At 39.8% G+C, this 22,750-nt stretch carries 20 protein-coding genes; 19 read left to right on the top strand and 1 reads right to left on the bottom strand.

Features of this window, described 5'->3' with window-relative positions:
• The first annotated feature begins 697 nt into the window (after window positions 1–697).
• Window positions 698–2,191 carry a proline--tRNA ligase gene (gene proS, locus QZ327_RS02770; RefSeq protein ID WP_294616917.1) on the top strand — a complete coding sequence of 498 codons (1,494 nt, stop codon included), beginning with the start codon at window positions 698–700 and terminating at the stop codon, window positions 2,189–2,191.
• Window positions 2,192–2,410: 219 nt separating this feature from the next.
• On the opposite strand, the gene QZ327_RS02765 is transcribed toward proS, so the two are convergent.
• Window positions 2,411–6,904, bottom strand: coding sequence for a translocation/assembly module TamB (locus tag QZ327_RS02765; RefSeq protein ID WP_294617010.1), 4,494 nt, complete (start codon window positions 6,902–6,904; stop codon window positions 2,411–2,413).
• A gap of 204 nt (window positions 6,905–7,108) precedes the next feature.
• On the opposite strand from QZ327_RS02765, the gene tsaD reads away from it, so the two are divergent.
• From tsaD to QZ327_RS02675, 18 genes are all read left to right on the top strand, one after another.
• Window positions 7,109–8,128, top strand: a complete 1,020-nt coding sequence (gene tsaD, locus QZ327_RS02760) for a tRNA (adenosine(37)-N6)-threonylcarbamoyltransferase complex transferase subunit TsaD (RefSeq protein WP_294616916.1) — start codon at window positions 7,109–7,111, stop codon at window positions 8,126–8,128.
• A gap of 16 nt (window positions 8,129–8,144) precedes the next feature.
• The gene (locus QZ327_RS02755) at window positions 8,145–8,612 is read left to right on the top strand and encodes a CinA family protein (protein ID WP_294616914.1); all 468 of its coding nucleotides are present in this window, start codon (window positions 8,145–8,147) and stop codon (window positions 8,610–8,612) included.
• Between the two features lie 121 nt (window positions 8,613–8,733).
• Window positions 8,734–8,994: a 50S ribosomal protein L28 gene (gene rpmB, locus QZ327_RS02750; protein ID WP_136010997.1), complete on the top strand. Its 261-nt coding sequence runs from the start codon at window positions 8,734–8,736 to the stop codon at window positions 8,992–8,994.
• Window positions 8,995–9,015: 21 nt separating this feature from the next.
• A complete protein-coding gene (gene rpmG, locus QZ327_RS02745; RefSeq protein ID WP_002560155.1) occupies window positions 9,016–9,204 on the top strand; it encodes a 50S ribosomal protein L33 in 189 nt (62 codons plus the stop codon).
• A gap of 14 nt (window positions 9,205–9,218) precedes the next feature.
• The gene (locus QZ327_RS02740) at window positions 9,219–9,377 is read left to right on the top strand and encodes a DUF4295 domain-containing protein (protein WP_005777897.1); all 159 of its coding nucleotides are present in this window, start codon (window positions 9,219–9,221) and stop codon (window positions 9,375–9,377) included.
• Window positions 9,378–9,537: 160 nt separating this feature from the next.
• Window positions 9,538–10,497: a signal recognition particle-docking protein FtsY gene (gene ftsY / locus QZ327_RS02735; RefSeq protein ID WP_294616907.1), complete on the top strand. Its 960-nt coding sequence runs from the start codon at window positions 9,538–9,540 to the stop codon at window positions 10,495–10,497.
• On the top strand, window positions 10,494–11,792 hold the full coding sequence (gene rimO, locus QZ327_RS02730) for a 30S ribosomal protein S12 methylthiotransferase RimO (protein WP_294616905.1): 1,299 nt from the start codon (window positions 10,494–10,496) through the stop codon (window positions 11,790–11,792). The genes ftsY and rimO overlap by 4 nt, the downstream gene beginning before the upstream one ends.
• Before the next feature lie 79 nt (window positions 11,793–11,871).
• Entirely contained in the window at window positions 11,872–12,144 is a 273-nt protein-coding gene (locus QZ327_RS02725; protein WP_294616903.1) for an HU family DNA-binding protein, read from the top strand.
• Window positions 12,145–12,169: 25 nt separating this feature from the next.
• Complete coding sequence (locus QZ327_RS02720) at window positions 12,170–13,417, top strand: HU family DNA-binding protein (RefSeq protein WP_294616901.1); 1,248 nt, start codon at window positions 12,170–12,172, stop codon at window positions 13,415–13,417.
• Window positions 13,418–13,609: 192 nt separating this feature from the next.
• Window positions 13,610–14,605 carry a MoxR family ATPase gene (locus QZ327_RS02715; protein WP_294616899.1) on the top strand — a complete coding sequence of 332 codons (996 nt, stop codon included), beginning with the start codon at window positions 13,610–13,612 and terminating at the stop codon, window positions 14,603–14,605.
• Complete coding sequence (locus QZ327_RS02710; protein ID WP_294616897.1) at window positions 14,605–15,474, top strand: DUF58 domain-containing protein; 870 nt, start codon at window positions 14,605–14,607, stop codon at window positions 15,472–15,474. The genes QZ327_RS02715 and QZ327_RS02710 overlap by 1 nt, the downstream gene beginning before the upstream one ends.
• A 7-nt stretch (window positions 15,475–15,481) precedes the next feature.
• Entirely contained in the window at window positions 15,482–16,555 is a 1,074-nt protein-coding gene (locus QZ327_RS02705; protein WP_294616895.1) for a hypothetical protein, read from the top strand.
• Between the two features lie 53 nt (window positions 16,556–16,608).
• The gene (locus tag QZ327_RS02700) at window positions 16,609–17,592 is read left to right on the top strand and encodes a VWA domain-containing protein (RefSeq protein ID WP_294616893.1); all 984 of its coding nucleotides are present in this window, start codon (window positions 16,609–16,611) and stop codon (window positions 17,590–17,592) included.
• A 77-nt stretch (window positions 17,593–17,669) separates the two neighbouring features.
• Window positions 17,670–18,698, top strand: coding sequence for a VWA domain-containing protein (locus tag QZ327_RS02695; RefSeq protein ID WP_294616892.1), 1,029 nt, complete (start codon window positions 17,670–17,672; stop codon window positions 18,696–18,698).
• Complete coding sequence (locus tag QZ327_RS02690; RefSeq protein ID WP_294617008.1) at window positions 18,695–19,399, top strand: tetratricopeptide repeat protein; 705 nt, start codon at window positions 18,695–18,697, stop codon at window positions 19,397–19,399. Before QZ327_RS02695 ends, QZ327_RS02690 begins: the two co-directional genes overlap by 4 nt.
• A gap of 24 nt (window positions 19,400–19,423) precedes the next feature.
• Window positions 19,424–21,268 carry a BatD family protein gene (locus QZ327_RS02685; RefSeq protein ID WP_294616890.1) on the top strand — a complete coding sequence of 615 codons (1,845 nt, stop codon included), beginning with the start codon at window positions 19,424–19,426 and terminating at the stop codon, window positions 21,266–21,268.
• 17 nt (window positions 21,269–21,285) lie between these two features.
• The gene (locus tag QZ327_RS02680) at window positions 21,286–22,128 is read left to right on the top strand and encodes a tetratricopeptide repeat protein (RefSeq protein WP_294617006.1); all 843 of its coding nucleotides are present in this window, start codon (window positions 21,286–21,288) and stop codon (window positions 22,126–22,128) included.
• A 200-nt stretch (window positions 22,129–22,328) separates the two neighbouring features.
• The gene (locus QZ327_RS02675; RefSeq protein ID WP_294617005.1) at window positions 22,329–22,601 is read left to right on the top strand and encodes a DNA-binding protein; all 273 of its coding nucleotides are present in this window, start codon (window positions 22,329–22,331) and stop codon (window positions 22,599–22,601) included.
• Window positions 22,602–22,750: the final 149 nt, after the last annotated feature.

The raw sequence follows: 22,750 nt of genomic DNA, 5'->3' as shown, positions 1-22,750 counted from the left end.
GTTTAAAGGGAACAACCATCGGGATGCCACGCATTCCGGTGGTTTGTTTTTTGTTTATAAGTGTAAAAGCGGCTCTTGAACTCTAAAACAATGTTATAAGATACTCACTTTTTCCCGCTTCCGTTTGCGCACACGGAAAAAACACTTACCTTTGTAGTGCAGTTGTGAAACTGCTCATAAAGATTTAAAAATGTAAGTTTTCAATACAAGGTTATTAGTTTAGAGGTAAAAAGATTGCATTAGTTGATAAAATGGATTTATAAATTAAGAATAGGTAATTAGGTAAAGGTAAAAAAGGTTTTAATAGTTGTTTTGATAGGTAATTGAAGTTTGTTTTTTAGAGGTAAGAAGAAAGATTGATTTTTAGGTAACAACAATTTGACGTTAAGAAGAAAGAAAAGCCTTTTGGGCTTTTCTTACACGAGGCGAGGAGTTCGGAAGGACTTGCTCGTTTTTTTTATATCCACGCGCAGAGGCATGGAGTTGCCTTCCATTATGGTCAAGCCGGCGTAGAAACGAAGTGTTACCATTTTTTCTGTTGATTTAGCCTGAAAATTTTGGGTGTTTGTGTAAAAAGTCAGCATTTGTGTACTCTGCAAAAAATAGTGATTATACAATAAATACTTTTCGCACAGAAATTTGTATTTTTGCAATCCGTTTAATGAACTTGAATAGAAAACTTTAAAAACGAAATAGAATGGCAGTAGAATTGAAAGATCTGACCAAACGTAGCGAGAATTATTCGCAGTGGTACAACGAGTTGGTGGTAAAGGCTGATTTGGCAGAACAGTCGGCTGTGCGTGGATGTATGGTAATCAAGCCTTACGGGTACGCGATTTGGGAGAAGATGCAGCGTCAGTTGGATGAGATGTTTAAAGAGACGGGACATGTAAACGCTTATTTCCCTTTGCTCATCCCGAAATCATTTCTTAGCCGCGAAGCGGAACATGTAGAAGGATTTGCTAAGGAGTGTGCCGTGGTGACGCACCATCGTTTGAAGAATGATCCGAATGGTGGTGGTGTAGTAGTGGACCCTGCTGCAAAGTTGGAAGAGGAGCTTATCATACGTCCTACTTCGGAAACCATTATTTGGAATACTTATAAGAATTGGATTAACTCCTATCGTGACTTGCCTATCCTATGCAATCAATGGGCAAATGTGTTACGTTGGGAGATGCGTACCCGCCTGTTCCTGCGTACGGCTGAGTTCCTTTGGCAAGAAGGTCATACAGCGCATGCTACCCGTCAGGAGGCCGAAGAAGAAGCGGTGCGTATGCTGAATGTGTACGGTGAGTTTGCTGAAAAATACATGGCTATGCCCGTCATTAAAGGAGTGAAGTCTGCTAATGAACGTTTTGCAGGTGCTCTTGATACTTATACCATTGAGGCGATGATGCAAGACGGTAAAGCGTTGCAAAGTGGTACTTCGCACTTCTTGGGACAGAATTTTGCCAAAGCTTTCGATGTGCAGTTCGTAAACAAAGAAAACAAGTTGGAATATGTATGGGCTACTTCCTGGGGAGTGTCCACGCGCTTGATGGGTGCGCTTATCATGACGCATTCTGATGACAACGGTTTGGTGCTTCCGCCGCACTTAGCTCCGATACAGGTAGTAATAGTGCCTATCTACAAGAATGCCGAAATGCTTGCCAAGATTGATGAGAAAGTGGCTGGTATCGTAGCCAAACTGAAATCTATGGGTATTTCTGTGAAGTATGACAATGCCGATAACAAACGTCCGGGTTTCAAGTTTGCCGATTACGAAGTGAAGGGAGTGCCTGTTCGTTTGGTTATGGGTAGTCGCGACTTGGACAACAATACAATGGAAGTGATGCGTCGCGATACATTGGAAAAAGAGACTCGTTCTTGCGATGGTATTGAAGAGTATGTAAAAGACCTGCTTGAGGAAATCCAGGCAAATGTCTATAAGAAAGCGTTGGATTATCGCAATAGCCGTATTGCTGCAGTAGACAGTTACGAGGAGTTCAAGGAAAAGATTGAAGAAGGCGGCTTTATTTTGGCTCATTGGGATGGAACGCCCGAAACAGAGGAGAAGATTAAAGAAGAAACCAAAGCCACTATTCGCTGTATTCCGTTCGACTCTTTCGTGCCGGGAGATAAAGAATCTGGTAAATGTATGGTTACGGGCAAGCCGTCTGTCTGCCGTGTGATATTTGCACGTTCTTATTAATTCTCTCTAATTTTGTAAGACAAGTTAATTCATGGGTGTGTGTCAAAATTAAAACAGACAAGTTATGTCATTTTGATACATACCCATAATTTTTTTATCCCCATGAAATACAACTGTTGCTTTAAGGTGTTTTTTGGTGTTATGGCGAGGAATTGACAGCTGCTAATATTTGTTGGTGTTATATATAGTTGATTAACAATGGCATGAAAGTGTATGTTGTTATTCTCTTTCCTGTTTGGATTGTATCTCCGGACGGGATTTCTTTTGAGAAATACTGTCTGTGACAAATGTGCTTTTTCCCATTTGTTGCTTCTTCAGCCTTTTCAGTTTCCATTTGTTCCAAAAAAGCAACTCATTCCACTTGTTGAAGTCCTTTTTGAAAATGATACCTATGCCTTGTGTAGTAAGATTGGCCTTAGTATAGTAACGATCATTGGTTTCGTTATATGCTTTCAGACGTATATCTCCGGAACGGTTTACAAGCCATTCCGCTTGGAAGTCGCCTACAAAGTTTGTGTTTGACATTGGATTGTCACGATAACCAAAGTTACCATTTATGAGCAGGCGGTTGTTCAGCAGTTGTCCGGAAAGCATCGTTTCGAACTCCATATCGGTCCAGCCTTTTTCACCAGTACTGAAGTTTGTACCGAAGTTCCAGTTGTTACTGTTGATAATTTGCGAAAGTGCATTGTTCAACTGTCCGGAAAGGGTGGACGAGAGTACGCTTGACATCATATTGGAGTTACCGGTAGCGTCTACATTCTCTGGGGTATAGAACTTGCCAATGCCCAGCAGGTAGAGTATCTGCATGTTCATCTGTTCATCCGTAGGGATATAATTCCGTACCAGCGCTTGTACTTCATCGCGTTCGTTGGGTAGTTCCAAGCTCATTTTGATGTCCGGTGAGGTGAGTTGTCCGGTCAATGACATAAGGCAGTTTACCTTGATGTTGGTTTGATTAACGTAATTGTTGGCATCGGGAACAAGGTCATTCAGCGAAGCAGAATTTACAAGATAACCTGCTCGGATGTCGAGAGTGGCATTGAGTGGTGCTCCGTTGAAAGCAATGGTACTTCCATCTTTGATGATGAAATCTTTGCGAATTACTTCTTGTAGGCTGAATTTATACACTCCCTGGCTGATACGGTAGCTGCCGAACATCTTTACATCTCCCTTATTATAAAATTCGGTACGGATGTTTCCCCTGCCTTTTCCACTGATATAGTCGCCAGCAATAGGGTCCATGATGATGTTCATGGTGGCATCCGGGGTGGCGTCTATCAGAAGATTCAGGCGGATGTCAGTATCGCTTTCTTTTCCCATGACCTCTTTTTGTGCCTGTTCGTAGTCAGACATGAGCATGACGGAATCTCGGAGCATACGGCGAGGTGTCTTGTCGACAAATCGTATGAATTGATTACTGACTGCCGAGGCAACGCCTTCTTTCATATAGGTGAAATTGGTGTTTCGATTGGTGGTCATTGCTACGTCAATGTTTACTCCGTTTGTCGTATTGCCGGTTATGGTGACATTACCTGTTCCATATACCATACCGTAGAAGGGGGATTCGGGAGACTCTTTAGTGTTCATCACCAGCATGTTGTCGACATCAAATCGGAAACGATACTTTAGGTCTTTGAAATGTTGGTAGTGCAGGTAACCATTGGCGCGCCCTTGATGTCCTTGCGTATCAAAAATACGATTGTTACGGAAAGTAAGTCCACCCGGTTCTATTAGTATACTGTCTTTCAGGGAGAAAGTGGTGTTGAGTACATCTACCTTTAGGGAAGCGTCGCCGAATACGTGACCTTCCATTGTCAGCGCCTTGAATTTGCCATAGAAATGTACATGACCACTGGCACGTCCATTAAATTCAGGCGTTATGCTTTGCATATAGTGGTGGATGAATTTCAGGTTGGTGTTGTCGGCTTCGATTTGCAGGTCAAGCGCGCTGGTGGGCTTTATGGGATAGATATAGCCGTAGACATGGCTTCGGGCAATGTTTTTTTCGCGGATACGGGCATCTAGATAGATGCCTTTTACATTATGATGCCATTCGCCGTGGATGTTGGCATCACCCAAAAGCCCTTCGTTCAGACCGAGGTTGCGGATGAGTAGGTCAGTACTCATCACGGGGGTTTTCAGTACTCCGCTGGCGTATGCCGGACCGGTGGCTTCGCCTTTGAAGTTGACTCCCAGGTTGGCTATGTCGAATACATACCCTATATTTATTTCTTTCAAGTTTAAGTATACCGTGTCTTGAAACTGTTCGGATACAGTTCCATTGATTTGCAGGTGACGTTCCTTATGGCTGAAATAGAAGTTGTTGATGTGTATCTTTCCCGAGTCTATTACGATTTGCGAAGGGTGTATCTTCCATGTAGTATCGTTAAGGATTACGTTTGTCTCCTGAACGTTGACAATTGTTTTCAGGGTGGGAATGGCTTTTTTACCTGTATGCGCAAGGGATTTCATGTACGGTTTATCGTTACCTGTCTTTTCGACCGACTCGCGGATGAACTGCGTGATTGTCTCCAACTTACCACTATACGTCACGGTACTGCTGTTTCCCCAATTGAGAACAGTTTGTATCCGGTTGTTCTGTGCTTTGGCTTCCAAGGAGACATTTACTGCGCCAGTTGCTTTTCGATTGGTGAAGCGCACTTTTGTTTGGATTTGTTCGCCTGGATTTTCACAGAGAATAACTCCCGACTCGAAGAATTTCTCTCCATAACTCAGTCGCGGGAAGTAACCTTCCACTCGTATCCGTTGCGCTTTGTCGTTGAAGTAACCCTTCAACGTAGAATGGGTGTATATTTTCAGCGGTATTTGGAATACGGTAGACAATATCTCCGTATTGTAGATGTGCAAATCGAAGTAGAAATTGTTTGCTGTTTCCCGCAGTTGTTTGTTTGGCAGTATTAGGGCGGGGATGTAGCATCGCAGGATGTTTAGTACACTGGTAGGCAAGGTTTGATAGGAATAGTCTCCTTCAATCACACCTCGCAGAAAACTGGAGTTGACGGTCAGCCGTTTCTGATGAGCATCGTTCCAGCCAGCGGCAATGCGCAGGTTATCCATGAAGAAATTGTGGTCGGGAGCAGAGTATTGCAGGCTGTCGATATTGATTTCACCGTTCATGTCGTCAATGGACTTGCCGGTGAAATCGGCTTTAATTTTTACGGATATTTCCGTGTCCTTGTACTTAGGAGTAAGATGGAGAATGTTCGGGCGGAAATGGTTGATAGCGGCGCGGAAATTGAATGTCGGGGTTTTGCCCGTTGTGTTGATAGAACCGTTCAGTAGTATGGTACCGTTTTCATCATCCAACGATATGTTTCCGTTGAAGCCTCCTTGCTTGTATTCTCCATCCAAAGCGATGTTTTCATAGGTGTAGTTACTGTAGTCTATGGATGTCACCAGCCCCTTCATCGTAATGGTGGGGTATTTGGGGGTGTAATGGTTACCTTTGACATCCATATTGAAGGTCACTTTTCCGAATTTGTCGTTGTCAAGCAGTTTGTTCAATTCAAATTCTGTGGTCTTTATTGCACCGGAATAGGAGAAGTAACCTTTCTCTTTGTCGGAACTGAACTTGAGGTCTGTTTTTACGGTACCTATATCCGTGCGCACTTCTCCATAGGTAACCAAATCGGTGAAATATCCGGAGATTTCTCCCCGGAAAGACACTGTGCCCAAATGTTGTAACGCTAACGGAACCTCTTTATAGTCTTTACTCAAATTGCGGACTAAGAATGCGATTCCATCCGGATTAGCATATAAATTGGAGAGATTACCGAAGATGTAGGCATCCTGAGGATGTGATAGGTCTTGCAGGGACACATCACCTTTCAGCAGAAAATGATTGCCGGCGGAGATTAGTAACTTCGGGCAGTTGAGTTGGTTGACTGTTCCGACAGCTTCTGTCTCCAGTTGCAACTTCTCCTTGAAAGGTTTAAAAGCGGGTACAAAAGCCGATAAGTCTTGCAATGCGACTTCCGAAGGCAACATGCGGAATGAGAAACGAACGTCATTGGTGAAATTGCTAAGAGCTTCCAAACTGTCATATTCCATCCGGATAGTGTCCATTGCCAAAGAGGTGTTGGGCAAGTCAATAGTAAAGTTTTCTATCCGCATCCGTTGATTATTGGCTACTATCTTAAGGCTCAGTTTTTTTAACTCAAATCCGGAGTGTTCTTCTTCAACGCTCATTCGCTTTATGGCGGCATTGATTGAATCATTTTGAAGCGCCTTTAATGAAATATTGGCGAGAATATTGGACAGACGGATGTGCTGTGGATTAAACTTTCCCGGGGTCTGTTTTGCTGATAACACATTATAAGATACCTTTCCACGGCGTATCAACAACGAATTAATACGAAGATTTAGATTGTTATTTTCTTTAAGGGTATCTTTGGAAGCAAAAGCATCAAGTATAAACTGGAAATTAGTTTTTTCCTGAGGAGTAGCTCTTTCCAGATTAGCATTGAAACTGAATAGCTGTACGTTTCCGATGGAGATTCTTCCGTTGAACAGAGGGAGTATCTCGAATTTGGCTGACAGGCGTCCTATTTTCAACAATTCCTTGCCTGATTGGTCGTTTAATATTAAGTCATCAATGATAATCCTGTTCAGTAGCCCTATGTTGATTCGTCCTATGTTGAGCTGGCTGTTTAATATGGCACTCAGTTCTTTGGCTACGAGCATGGACATTTGGCGCTGTACATAAGGAATGTTCAGCAATATAATTATTCCGATATAGAGTCCCAATACTATACCGATTACCCAGCGTACTGTTGTTTTCAGTGTTCTGATAGGCGGTTAATTTTTTATTCAAGGATACAAAAATATGAAATAATACATTATGGATACTACTTTTATCACTACTTTTGCAGCGTTTAAACGTAAATAAACACTATGAGTACAATAATCTTAGGAATAGAATCTTCATGTGATGATACTTCTGCGGCAGTTATCAAAGATGGTTACCTGTTATCGAATGTGGTAGCAAGCCAGGCAGTCCACGAGGCTTATGGCGGAGTAGTGCCCGAATTGGCTTCGCGGGCGCATCAACAGAATATAGTGCCGGTAGTGCATGAGGCATTGAAGCGTGCCGGAGTTACGAAAGATGAGTTGAGTGCGGTGGCGTTCACGCGTGGTCCGGGATTGATGGGCTCATTGCTGGTGGGTGTGTCGTTTGCCAAAGGTTTTTCTCGTTCTTTGGATATTCCAATGGTGGATGTTAATCACTTGACAGGTCATGTTTTAGCTCATTTTATTAAAGAGGAAGGTGAAGAAAATATTCAACCCAGGTTTCCCTTTCTTTGTTTGTTGGTTTCCGGTGGAAATTCTCAGATTATTTTGGTGAAAGCGTATAACAATATGGAAATATTGGGACAAACTATTGATGATGCCGCAGGCGAAGCTATTGATAAATGTTCTAAAGTAATGGGGTTGGGGTATCCTGGCGGACCGATTATTGATAAACTTGCACGGCAGGGGAATCCAAAAGCTTTCACTTTCAGTAAGCCGCATATTCCAGGATTAGATTATAGTTTTAGTGGATTGAAGACATCTTTTCTATACTCTTTGCGTGATTGGATGAAGGGGAATCCTGATTTCATTGAACATCATAAAGCGGATTTGGCTGCTTCGTTGGAAGCTACCGTTGTTGACATATTAATGGATAAGTTACGTAAAGCAGCAAGGCAATATCATATAAAGGATGTAGCTGTGGCAGGCGGCGTGTCTGCCAATAACGGTTTGCGCAACTCTTTCCGTGAGCATGCTCAAAAATACGGCTGGAATATCTTTATTCCCAAGTTTAGTTATACAACGGATAATGCCGCGATGATTGCCATTACCGGATACTTCAAGTATCTGGATAGGGATTTCTGTCCGATAGAGGCTCCGGCTTATTCGCGTGTTACTCTGTAATAATATATAATAAGGTATGAAACTGGAAGAGGAGGTAGGAGAACTGTTGAAAGCAAAGAATTTGTCCCTTTCCACCGCTGAAAGTTGTACTGGTGGCGGAATAGCTGCTTTGATAACTTCGGTCCCGGGGAGTTCAGAGTATTTCAGTGGTGGGATTGTGGCATATTCTAATGAGATAAAGGAGTCTTTGCTTCATGTTTCAACTGAAACTTTGGCTAAGTATGGTGCGGTGAGTTGTGAGACGGTTGTTGAAATGGCAAAAGGTGCGATGAAAACGTTGAAAACAGATTGTGCGGTTGCCACTTCAGGTATTGCAGGACCTGGTGGTGGTACGCCGGAAAAACCGGTAGGGGTAGTGTGGATAGCCGTTGCCTATAAAAATGAAATTGTGACTATGAAGCAGGAAGGAGACTTTGGAAGAATGCAAAATGTACAGTCGGCTATTCAAAATGCACTGTTGATGCTTTGTGATAGGCTGAAGTGAGGAAAAAATGTTCTTGCACAATGAATTATTTTTGGAAAAACTTGTTTTGTAATGATAAAAGTGCTTACTTTGCGCTCTGTTTGAAATAAGTATAGATAAAAACTATAAAATAAAGATAGAAATGTCGAAGATTTGTCAAATTACCGGAAAGAAAGCCATGATTGGCAACAATGTTTCACACTCAAAGAGAAGAACTAAAAGAACCTTTGATTTGAACTTGTTTAATAAGAAGTTCTATTATGTAGAACAAGACTGCTGGATCAGTCTGAGTATTTGCGCTAACGGTTTGCGCGTTATTAATAAAAAAGGGTTGGATGCTGCTTTGAAAGATGCAGTAGCTAAAGGTTATTGTGATTGGAAAAGCATTAAAGTAATTGGCTAAAAGTAGAGGAGAATACTGATTATGGCAAAGAAAGCAAAAGGTAACAGAGTACAGGTGATTCTGGAATGCACAGAACACAAGGATAGCGGTATGCCGGGAACTTCTCGTTATATTACAACGAAGAACAGAAAGAATACTACCGAGAGATTGGAGTTGAAGAAATACAATCCGATTCTGAAGAGAGTGACAGTACACAAGGAAATTAAATAATAATAGTATAACCCATGGCAAAGAAAACAGTAGCAAGTTTGCACGAAGGTTCTAAAGAAGGTCGTGCTTATACAAAGGTTATCAAGATGGTTAAGTCTCCGAAAACAGGTGCCTACATCTTTGATGAACAGATGGTTCCTAACGAAAAAGTACAGGATTTTTTCAAGAAATAAGATGAATGCAGTTGCTGTGAAGCGCTGGTTACTTATAAAGTTCCTCTCACTGGATATGTCGGTGAGGGGATTTTTTTTGTTATTAAACAGTTTCGACTTTTATTATTTGTTAGTTTTGTTATATCTTTGTAGCATAATGTATCGTACAAAAAAGTAAACTATGGGATTTTTTAGTTTTTTCTCCAAGGAAAAGAAGGAAACATTAGATAAAGGATTATCTAAGACAAAAGAAAGTGTGTTTGGCAAAATAGCTCGTGCTGTAGCCGGTAAGTCGAAGGTGGATGATGAGGTTCTGGATAATCTGGAAGAGGTATTGATTACTTCGGATGTGGGTGTGGAGACTACGTTGAAAATTATTGAGCGTATTGAGAAGCGCGCCGCAGATGAAAAATATATGAATGCGCAGGAATTGAATGTGATTTTACGCGATGAAATCGCCGCTTTGCTGACAGAGAATAACTCGGATGATGTGGATGATTTTGAAACTCCAGTTACAAGAAAGCCTTATGTCATCATGGTGGTTGGAGTGAATGGAGTAGGAAAGACCACAACTATAGGAAAGTTGGCATATCAGTTCAAAAAAGCCGGTAAATCCGTTTATTTAGGAGCGGCTGATACTTTTCGTGCGGCAGCAGTAGAACAATTGGTGATATGGAGTGAACGTGTAGGAGTTCCTGTCATAAAACAAAAAATGGGTGCCGACCCAGCATCTGTGGCATACGATACTTTAAGCTCTGCTGTAGCTAATAATGCTGATGTGGTGATTATTGATACTGCTGGACGTCTTCATAACAAGGTGGGGTTGATGAATGAGTTGACCAAAATTAAGAACGTAATGAAGAAAGTGGTATCGGATGCCCCTAATGAGGTATTGCTTGTTTTGGATGGTTCTACCGGGCAAAATGCGTTTGAGCAAGCCAAGCAGTTTACTTTGGCAACGGAAGTTACGTCAATGGCTGTAACTAAATTAGACGGAACAGCGAAAGGCGGTGTTGTAATAGGGATTTCCGACCAGTTTAAAATTCCGGTTAAATACATCGGTTTGGGAGAAGGTATAGAGGATTTGCAGGTGTTTCGTAAAAAAGAGTTTGTAGATTCATTGTTTGGGAGAGATTCATGAAACGGAAAACTATTGATATCATAACATTAGGTTGTTCCAAGAATTTGGTGGATTCGGAACATTTGATGCGCCAATTGGAAGAAGCGGGTTTTCATGTGACGCATGATTCCGAACGTCCGGAAGGAGAGATTGCAGTGATTAATACTTGCGGTTTCATTGGTGATGCCAAGGAAGAATCCATTAATATGATTTTAGAGTTTGCACAAGCCAAGGAAGAGGGTGATTTGGAGCAACTCTATGTAATGGGATGCCTTTCGGAACGTTATTTGGAAGAATTGGCAATTGAAATTCCTCAGGTTGATAAGTTTTATGGTAAGTTCAATTGGAAAGAATTGTTACAAGATTTAGGCAAGGTATACCGTGATGAACTTGATACAGAACGTATATTGACTACTCCCAAGCATTATGCCTACCTAAAAATATCGGAAGGATGTGACCGTAAATGTTCGTATTGCGCCATTCCTATTATTACGGGGCGGCATGTATCACGTCCGATAGAAGAAATTCTGAATGAAGTAAGATATCTTGTGGCTCGTGGTGTGAAAGAATTTCAGATTATTGCGCAGGAGCTTACTTATTATGGTATAGATTTGTATAAAAAGCAGATGTTGCCTGAACTGATTGAAAGAATTTCAGATATTCCGGGTGTAGAATGGATACGTTTGCACTATGCTTATCCGGTCCATTTCCCAACAGATTTGTTTCGGGTGATGCGCGAACGTTCCAATGTCTGTAAATATATGGATATTGCTTTGCAGCATATTAGTGACAATATATTGGATAAGATGCGCCGTCATGTAACCAAGGAAGAAACGTATCGGTTAATCGAAAGATTTCGTGAGGAGGTTCCCGGAATTCATTTACGGACTACGCTTATGGTAGGACACCCGGGAGAGACAGAAGCTGATTTTGAGGAATTGAAGGAGTTTGTCTATAAGGCACGTTTCGATAGAATGGGGGCTTTTGCATATTCCGAAGAAGAAGGCACGTATGCTGCTATTTATTATGAAGATGCTATTCCTCAAGAAGTGAAACAAAGCCGATTGGATGAATTAATGTCTATTCAACAAGGTATTTCAGCGGAACTGAGTGCAGCAAAGGTGGGGCAACGGATGAAAGTGATTATTGATCGTTTGGAAGGGGAGTACTATATCGGACGTACGGAATTTGATTCTCCTGAAGTAGATCCGGAGGTGTTGATTAAATATGAAGATAAGACATTGGAGATTGGCAATTTTTACCAAGTAGAGATAATAAACTCCGATGATTTCGACCTTTTTGGCAAGGTTGTTTAAATATCTTTTCCGAACTTCTGTATATATAGATAAGATTTGCTAATATAGTACCGTGGTTTGTAATTTTAAAGTTTAGATTTTGAATAATAAAGAATTTACTTATGAATTGTCACGACGATTAGGGTATACAGTAAAAGATACCTCGGAATTGGTCGCATCTTTGCTGTCGGATATGGCACGGCAGTTGGAAGACGGGAATACAATCTCTGTACAAGGCTTTGGGACATTCGAAGTGAAAAAGAAAGTGGAACGTATATTTGTAAATCCAACAACAAAGCAACGTATGCTGATTCCACCAAAATTGGTCTTGGCGTATAAGCCCAGTATATCGTTAAAAGATAAGTTTAAGTAGTCTTTCTTTTAAAATCTTCCATAGTATGAATGAAAAAGTAAACATACAGGACTTGATTGACTTGCTTGCTGAAAAGCATGGTATGGGTAAGGCGAATGCTGATAGTTTCGTGAAAGAGTTTTTTCAGTTGATAGAAGAAGCACTGGAGAAAGATAAATATGTGAAGATTAGGGGATTGGGAGTTTTTAAACTGATTGATGTGGATAGTCGTAAAAGTGTCAATGTCAATACAGGAGAACGCTTTGAAATACAAGGACATACAAAGGTCTCGTTTGCTCCGGAGCCATCTTTGAAGGATATCATCAACAAACCGTTTTCGCATTTTGAACCTGTTGTACTTAATGATAATACGGTTTTAGAAGATACTCCTATAGGGAGTAGTAATGAGGATGAGGAAGGCGCTGAACAAAAGGCGGAGATTGTGATGGATGCGGCTGAAAACTTTCAAAATGTAGAAGAAACAGTGTGTCTTTCTGAAACTGCTAAGGCGAATTTTCCGGAAATAATTGTTGATGCGCTTGAAGAAGTTGAAGTACCACAGAATACTGAAAATATTGAAGGAATGAATTCCTTGGAAGAGACTCTTTCTTCAGTAGGAACAGTTGTTTTTGAGACTACTACAGGTCAGGAGATTATGAAGGTTTCTTCTGTTACTCCAGAAAGAATAGTTGGTAGTGAAGAAACAAAAGAAGAAGAAAGAGGAGATGTCAGAAAAGAAGCTTCTGTCATGAGATACTTTATCGGTGTTGTCGTTTTGGTTGTACTGTTGTGTGCAGGAGTTGTTGTCTATTTATATTATCCGGATTTATTTAATAAATCGTCAATCAATCCACAGCTAGAAAAAATAGTTGGTGTAAAAACCGATACACCAATTGATGGTGTTGCTTTGGTAGATAGTGTTATTGTTAAAGATTCTGTAGATAGTGTAAAACCGGATACAACATTAGGGAATTCTATAGTAGAATCCGTAACTAAAAAGCCGGATGTGCAGGTTGTTATCAAACAGTCTGCTGTTGTCAATACGCCCAAGTCTCAGTCTAAACAACAATCCAAAGTTGCTTATACTTCCGATTCTATTAATTATATGATTGTGGGGACGGAGACAATATATACTATTAAGCCAGGGGAGACATTAACTAAAGTTGCTCTTCGTTTTTATGGTACTAAGGCGCTTTATCCATATATAGTAAAGCATAATCCGGATGTTATCAAAAAACCGGATAACGTACCTGCAGGTACAACGATAAAGATACCAAAATTAGTGAAGAAGTAGTAATTATTTACTGCTTCTTTTTTTGTTAAATACTAAACTCTATGAAAGTAGTTTAATCTAAAGGTTTCACATCGTTTTTTAATAAAAATTAGTTGCTATGGTTAATTTATTCCCGTACTTTTGGGAACAAAATATAATAACCGGCAGTTGGCTGGAGTAAATAAAAAATTAAACATTAAAATACATTGATTTATGGCTGAAATAATTGATATCCGCGAACTAAACGAACGGATTGAAAGACAAAGTGCTTTTATTACCAATCTTACTATGGGCATGGACCAGGTTATTGTAGGACAAAAGCATCTGGTAGAGTCGTTATTAATAGGTTTATTGTCTGACGGGCATGTATTGTTGGAAGGTGTACCCGGTTTGGCAAAAACATTAGCTATCAAGACGCTGGCTTCATTAATTGACGCGCAATATAGCCGTGTTCAGTTTACACCGGATTTGTTGCCGGCAGATGTCATAGGTACAATGGTTTACAGCCAGAAAGATGAAACTTTTCAGGTAAAGAAAGGTCCTGTATTTGCTAATTTTGTATTGGCGGATGAAATAAATCGTGCTCCTGCTAAAGTTCAAAGTGCTTTATTGGAAGCCATGCAGGAGCGCCAGGTTACTATAGGTAAGGAGACATTCAGACTCCCCGAGCCATTCTTGGTGCTTGCTACTCAGAATCCTATTGAACAGGAAGGTACATATCCATTGCCGGAAGCACAGGTAGACCGTTTTATGTTGAAAGTTGTTATTGACTATCCTAAATTGGAAGAGGAAAAATTAATTATACGTCAGAATATAAATGGTAATAAGTTAGATGTGAAACCTATCCTGAAAGCTGATGAAATAATAGAAGCACGTAAGGTAGTGCGTCAAGTATATCTGGACGAAAAGATTGAAAAATATATTGTTGATATTGTATTTGCAACCCGTTATCCAGAGAAGTACGATTTGAAAGATTTGAAAGATTTGATTGGATTTGGCGGTTCACCTCGTGCATCCATTAATTTGGCATTGGCCGCTCGTAGCTACGCTTTCATTAAACGTCGTGGTTATGTAATTCCGGAAGATGTACGTGCTGTGGCACATGATGTATTGCGTCACCGCATTGGTTTGACTTATGAAGCTGAAGCAAGTAATATGACTTCAGATGAAATCGTCAGCAAAATATTGAATAAGGTTGAAGTACCCTAATGGAAACCACTGATTTATTAAAAAAAGTTCGTCAGATTGAGATAAAGACGCATGGGTTGTCCAATAATATTTTTGCAGGCCAATATCATTCGGCTTTCAAAGGGAGAGGTATGGCTTTTTCCGAAGTGCGTGAATATCAGTTTGGCGATGATATACGTGATATAGACTGGAATGTAACGGCTCGATTTCATAAACCTTTTGTGAAAGTATTTGAAGAAGAGCGTGAATTGACAGTAATGTTGCTGGTGGATGTTTCCGGTAGTTTGGAATTTGGTACGATAAAGCAGATGAAAAAAGATATGGTAACCGAAATTGCTGCCACATTAGCATTTTCTGCTATTCAGAATAACGATAAGATTGGTGTCATCTTCTTTTCAGACCGGATAGAAAAATTCATTCCGCCTAAGAAAGGACGTAAACACATACTGTATATCATTCGTGAGTTACTTGATTTTCATCCGGAAAGTCGTCGAACAAATATTCGTCTTGGATTGGAATATTTTACGAATGTTATGAAACGTCGTTGTACTGCTTTCGTTTTATCAGATTTTATAGATCAGGAGAACTTCAAAAGTGCATTGACTATTGCGAATCGTAAACATGATGTCGTGGCTATCCAAATATATGATCGTCGTGTGGAAGAGTTACCTGCCGTAGGTTTGATGAAAATAAAAGATGCGGAAACCGGACACGAACAGTGGATTGACACCTCTTCGCGTGCTGTTCGGCGTGCGCACCGCGATTGGTGGGTGAACAAACAGATGGAACTGAACGATACATTTACCAAAAGCAATGTCGATAATGTATCAATACGTACCGATCAGGATTACGTGAAGGCATTGATGAATTTATTTGCGAAAAGAAATTAATCGGAAAATGAAAAGATATTTATTTCTGATAACGTTATTGGTAGCATTGACGAGTAGGGCAGTAGCCCAGTCGGTGACAGTGGATGCTACCATTGATTCCTTGCAAATCCTTATTGGTGAGCAGGCCAAAATCAAGCTTCAAGTATCATTGGACACTGATAAGCGTGCTATATTTCCTATCTACACTGATACTTTGGTACGAGGAGTGGAAATTATTGATATAGCCAAGCCGGATACGCAAATGTTGAATGACGGCAGGCGCTCGTTGATAACCCAAGAGTATACTGTTACTTCTTTTGACTCGGCATTGTACTATTTGCCGCCGATGGAAGTGCTTGTCGATAAGAAGGCATATCGTTCCAAAGCTTTGGCGTTGAAGGTATATTCGATTCCGGTAGATACATTACATCCTGAACAGTTTTTCGGTCCGAAATCGATAATGAAAGCACCCTTTGCTTGGAAGGATTGGTATGTGGCTATTGCTTGTGCCGTATTGTTTGTACCATTCTTGTTGTTGCTTATTTATCTGGTGAAGTGTATTTGTGACAACAGACCGATTATTCGCAAGGTGAAAGTAGAACCGAAATTACCTCCGCATCAATTAGCTATGCAGGAGATAGAGCGTATCAAGAACGAGAAAGTATGGCAGAAAGGACAGCCGAAAGAGTATTATACGGAGTTGACAGATACTATTCGTACCTATATAAAAAATCGTTTCGGATTTAATGCGTTGGAAATGACTTCTGTTGAAATTATTGATAAGTTATTGGAAATAGATGATAAATGTGCCATATCTGATTTGCGTACTCTTTTCCAAACAGCGGATTTGGTGAAATTCGCCAAGCATAATCCGTTGATGAATGAAAATGACGTTAACTTGATTAATGCAATTGATTTTGTCAATGATACAAAAGAGAAGGAAGATGAAAATGCTAAACCACAACCTACTGAGATTACTATTATCGAAAAACGTTCTTTGCGTACTAAGATATTGCTTGGTATAGGTATTGTTGTATTAATAGCGAATCTTATTGGTTCGCTGATATATATCGGTTTGGAATTGTATAACTATTTTGCCTGATGGTAGGAAATCCGTTCCAATCATAAATTGTAATTTGTAAAATTGTAAATATCATGGTTTTTGCCAATATTGAATATTTATTTTTGCTACTGTTGCTTATACCTTATATAGTATGGTATATCATGAAGAGGAAGAAAAGTGCAGCTACGCTTCAGATTTCGGACGCTCATGTATATGCACATACCCCAAAAAGTTATAAAAACTATTTGTTGCATGTACCGTTTGTATTTCGGATAATTGCTTTGATATTGACTATTCTTGTTTTAGCCCGACCACAGACCACTGATAGTTGGCAGAACAGTGAAATAGAAGGCATTGATATAATGCTCGTTATAGACGTTTCTACCAGTATGTTGGCAGAAGACTTGAAACCTAACCGCTTGGAAGCAGCTAAGGATGTAGCGGCGGAGTTTATCAATGGTCGTCCCAATGATAATGTTGGTATTACGCTGTTTGCCGGCGAGAGTTTTACACAATGTCCGTTGACGGTAGACCACGCTGTGCTTTTGAATCTGATAAAAGATGTAAAGTGTGGTTTTATAGAGGACGGTACGGCAGTGGGAATGGGTATCGCCAATGCGGTTACCCGACTGAAAGACAGTAAAGCCAAATCGAAAGTGATTATTCTGTTGACGGACGGTACAAATAACAGGGGGGATATTTCTCCGCTAACGGCTGCCGAGATTGCCAAAAGTTTTGGTATACGTGTTTATACTATTGGTGTAGGAACTAACGGTATGGCTCCATACCCTTATCCGGTGGGAGGCACAGTGCAATATGTCAATATGCCGGTTGAGATTGATGAAAAAACTCTGACACAAATTGCCGGAACAACTGATGGTAATTATTTTCGTGCTACAAGTAATTCGAAGTTGAAGGAAGTGTACGAGGAGATAGACAAGTTGGAGAAAACGAAACTGAACGTGAAGGAATACAGTAAGCGTCAAGAAGAATATCGTTGGTTTGCATTGGCGGCTTTCTTGTGTGTGTTGTTGGAAGTTTTGTTGCGTAATTCAATTTTGAAGAAAATTCCATAATCAGTAGACTTTTTTAAATAGGCTTTGTATCGTATACAAATTATAGAATAGTAAATTGTAAAATAGTAAATAAGAAAATGTTTCGATTTGAAGAACCTGCATATTTGTACTTATTGCTGACATTGCCTTTGTTGGCAGCCTTTTACTTGTATTCCAATTATAGCCGACGAAAGAAAATTCGCATATTTGGTGATCCGCTGTTAATGGTACAGTTGATGCCGGATGTATCCAAGTATCGTCCGGATGTGAAATTTTGGATGGTATTTACTGCTATCGGATTGTTTGCTGTATTGTTGGCTCGTCCCCAGTTCGGTTCTAAGTTGGAAACAGTAAAGCGCCAAGGAATAGAAGTGATGATTGCATTGGATATTTCCAATTCAATGTTGGCACAGGATGTGCAGCCCAGCCGTCTACAAAAAGCAAAGAGACTTGTGGCACAGTTAGTGGACAAAATGGAGAATGATAAAGTAGGTATGATTGTGTTTGCAGGTGATGCATTTACACAACTTCCTATTACAAGCGACTATATATCGGCTAAAATGTTTTTGGAATCTATCAATCCTTCATTGATTTCCAAACAAGGTACGGCAATTGGTGCGGCTGTTAATTTGGCTTCCCGTAGTTTTACTCCGCAAGAAGGGGTGGGACGTGCGGTGATTGTCATTACTGATGGCGAAAATCATGAGGGTGGTGCAGTGGAAGCTGCTAAGGCTGCCATGGAGAAAAATATTCAGGTGAATGTGCTTGGTGTGGGTATGCCTGAAGGAGAACCTATTCCGATAGAAGGAACTAATGATTATCGTCGTGATCGTGAAGGAAACGTGATTGTAACCCGCTTGAATGAGCAGATGTGTCAGGAGATAGCTAAGGCGGGTAATGGTATTTATGTACGTGTAGATAATACAAATGGGGCTCAAAAGGCAATTAGTCAAGAAATTAATAAGATGGCAAAAGCTGATGTGGAAACGCAGGTATATACAGAGTTTAACGAACAATTTCAAGCAGTGGCATGGATTATTTTGTTGTTACTGTTGGCAGAGTTGTTGATATTGGAACGTAAGAATCCTTTGTTCCGTAATGTTCATTTGTTTTCTAATAAGAAATAAGGCGTATGTTACAGAAGAAATACATAGGAATGATTTTATTGTTGTTAATGGTAACGGCTACAGTTTCGGCTCAGAAAACCGAACGTGATTTTATCCGGAAAGGGAACCGATTTTTCAAGGACAGTGTGTTTGTTGATGCAGAGGTGAATTACCGCAAGGCATTGGAAATAAATCCTAAGTCTACTGTTTCCATGTTCAATCTTGGAAATACATTGGCACAGCAGAATAAGTCCGAAGAGGCTATGGAACAATATGTTGCCGCTACGAAAATGGAAAAAGATAAGTATAATTTGGCGCAGATTTATCATAATATGGGAGTCATTTTTCAGTCAGAAAAAGATTATGCAAAAGCAGTAGAAGCATACAAACAATCATTGCGCAATAATCCAAAGGATGATGAAACACGTTATAATTTGGCATTGGCTCAGAAAATGTTGAAAGAACAACAACAACAAGACCAACAAAACCAGGATCAAAACCAACAACAGCAGCAACAAGAGAATAAGAAAGACCAAAATAAAGACCAACAGCAAAATAAAGACCAGCAGCAACCACCTCAGCCGCAGAAAAAGGATAATGAAATGTCCAAAGAGAATGCCGAACAACTTTTGAACTCAGTGATGCAGGATGAAAAAAATGTTCAGGATAAAGTAAAAAAGCAGCAGGTTATTCAAGGTGGTCGTTTGGAAAAGGATTGGTAATTAAATGTAACAGGAAAATAATATATGAGAAAAATAGTTTTCTTATGGATGGCATTGATGGTTATCTGTTTACATACTTTTGCGGATAACAAAGTATCGTTTACTGCGTCTGCCCCCGATGCAGTGGCGGTGGGTGATCAGTTCAGATTGTCATATACAGTGACTACGCAGAAAGTGAGAGATTTTCGGGTTCCTTCTATAAAAGGATTTGATGTACTTATGGGACCCAGCCGCTCGCAACAGAACAGTGTGCAAATTATTAACGGGCAGACCACTTCTACTAGTAGTATTACATTCACGTATATCTTGATGGCTACTGAAGAGGGTAGTTTTACCATTCCCGGTGCCACCATAACAGCGGAGGGTAACCAAATGGTTTCTAATTCAGTACATATTAATGTACTTCCGGAGGACCGTGCAAATGGAGGAGCATCTTCGAAAAATGGTGGACAGCAAAGCGGTTCGGCAAGTCGTGCTTCATCAGGAACATCCGTTTCAAATAGTGACTTGTTTATTACCGCTACCGCTAGTAAAACAAATTTGTATGAGCAAGAGGCATTTTTATTGACGTATAAGATATATACTTTAGTGGATTTAAGGGGATTTGATAATGTAAAGCTTCCCGATTTTAAAGGATTTCATTCACAAGAAGTCGAATTGCCTAATGACCGTAAGTGGAGCCTTGAGCATTATAAAGGAAGAAATTATCAAACAACTATATACCGTCAGTTTGTACTGTTTCCGCAACAACCGGGAAAGATAACCATTGATGCAGCACGTTTTGACGCATCTATAGCTAAAGCTACTCATGTGGTCGATCCTTTTGAAGCTTTCTTCAATGGTGGTAATAATTATGTAGAAATAAAGAAAACGTTGATAACGCCTCAATTGACGGTTGATGTGAAAGCATTGCCGGAGGGTAAGCCGGTAGGATTTTCAGGTGGAGTGGGAGAGTTCGGTATTTCTTCTTCTATAAATGGCACGAATGTCAAGACAAATGATGCCGTTACAGTGAAACTTGTTATTTCCGGTACTGGCAATCTGAAATTGGTTTCTACTCCGGAAGTTAAATTTCCGGAGGATTTTGAAGTCTATGATCCGAAAGTGGATAATAAGTTCCGTTTGACAAATGCCGGACTTTCCGGTAACCAAGTAATAGAGTACCTTGCTATTCCTCGTAATGCGGGAACGTATAAGATTCCTGCTGTGGAGTTTAGTTATTTTGATATTAAATCCCGGACATATAAGACTATAACTACTGAGGAGTATGAACTCCACGTTGAAAAAGGAAACGGTAATGCGACTCAAACCGTTGCAAACTTTACTAATAAAGAAGATTTGAAGGTTTTGAATGAAGACATACGCTATATTAAGCAAAATGATGTGGTTCTTTCTCAAAAAGGTGATTTTTTCTTTGGCTCTTTACTTTACTGGCTATTCTATATTGTGCCTGGCATTGCATTTGCTCTATTTTTTATAATTTACCGTAAGCAGATTGCAGCCAATGCCAATGTGGCTAAAATGCGTACGAAGAAAGCAAATAAGGTTGCTGTGAGACGCATGAAATTGGCTGGTAAATTGTTAGCTGATAATAAGAAAGATGCATTCTATGATGAAGTATTGAAGTCATTATGGGGATATATTAGCGATAAATTGAATATTCCGGTTTCGCGCCTGTCGAAGGATAATATCGAAGAAGAACTTCGCGTTTATGGTGTGGATGATGCATTGATAAAAGATTTCCTTAACGCATTGAATAATTGCGAATTTGCCCGTTTTGCTCCTGGAGATGACAATCAGGCTATGGATAAGGTTTATTCGGATTCTTTGGAAATTATCAGTAAAATGGAAAACTCTATAAAACATTAATTAGGGAGAATACAATGATGAAGAAAATAATATCCTTGACATTTGGTCTATTGATGGTGTTGGTTGCTTGGGGGCAAGATACGGTTACAACAGATGCATCGGTTCTTGTTAAAGATTCAGTGTCCATAGGGACCCATACTACCGAGTTTTCTACAGTTGAGTTAGATGTCAATGTAACAAAAACACAAGGTGACAGTGCATATATGCGAAATGATTATGCTTCTGCTATTCAAATATATGAAAGTTTATTGAAACAAGGAGAGGCTGCTGAAATCTATTATAATTTAGGTAATAGTTATTACAAGACCGATGATATGGCAAGAGCGATTTTGAATTATGAACGCGCTTTATTGTTACAACCTGGTAATACCGATATTCGTGCTAACCTGGAGATTGCACGTTCTAAGACGATAGATAAAGTAGCTTCAATTCCCGATATATTTTTCGTAGCTTGGACTAACTCATTGATAAATTGTTTGAGTGTAGATGTTTGGGCAAAGTTAGGAATCATATTCTTTATTCTTTTACTTGTCTCATTGTCTCTTTTCTTTTTTTCTAAACAGATTATTTGGAAAAAAAGCGGATTTATGACAGGGATTATATTCTTGATATTTGTAGTATTAAGTAATATTTTCGCTTCAAAGCAAAAAAGCGAGTTGACGGATAGGAATGAAGCAATAATCTTGTCTCCCAGTGTCACAGTACGAAGTACTCCGAGTGAAAGTGGCACCAGTTTGTTTGTTTTACATGAGGGATATAAGGTTGAAATTAAGGATAATTCCATGCGTGAATGGAAAGAAATTCGTTTGGAAGACGGTAAAGTAGGGTGGATTCCAGCTTCTGCAATGGAAATGATTTAGAAATACTCTTATATTATTGAGAATTAGAGCGCCCGTATGGAGTAAAAAGATTTACTTCATACGGGCTTCTTTTTGTCTTTATGGAAATATTAAAGATATCATAGAAAAATACAGGTAAATAGTTTGTTTTATCTTTTTTTTTCCTTAAGTTTATAGCGTGATAAACAAATAACAAAAGTATTAACCATTAAATTATGAATATGAGAACAATAACATTTAATGAACTCCGTAAGATTAAAGACGCATTACCTAGTGGTAGTATGCATAGAATAGCCGATGAACTCGGACTGAATGTTGACACGGTAAGAAACTTTTTTGGTGGTCATAACTTTAAGGAAGGTAAAAGTGTTGGAATTCATTTAGAACCCGGTCCGGATGGCGGTTTAGTGATGATTGATGATACTACAGTTCTTGATAGGGCTTTAAAGATTTTAGATGAGATAGCAGGTGAAACTGTTGAACAACCTGCGTGAGTAAGAGTTGAATTTTAGAAAACAAAATAAAATAATCTCAATTGTTTCTTGGCAATTGGGATTATTTTTTTGTTATCAGTAAGCGGAAGAGCTGAAGGATACAAAATTTGTCTGTTCTGAGAAGACCTGCCGCCTGTATATGATACCGG

The sequence above is a fragment of the uncultured Bacteroides sp. genome (assembly GCF_910578895.1).
Lineage (GTDB): Bacteria > Bacteroidota > Bacteroidia > Bacteroidales > Bacteroidaceae > Bacteroides.
Note: the sequence above shows the minus strand (reverse complement) of the source record. Positions and strands in the feature narration are given on the sequence as shown.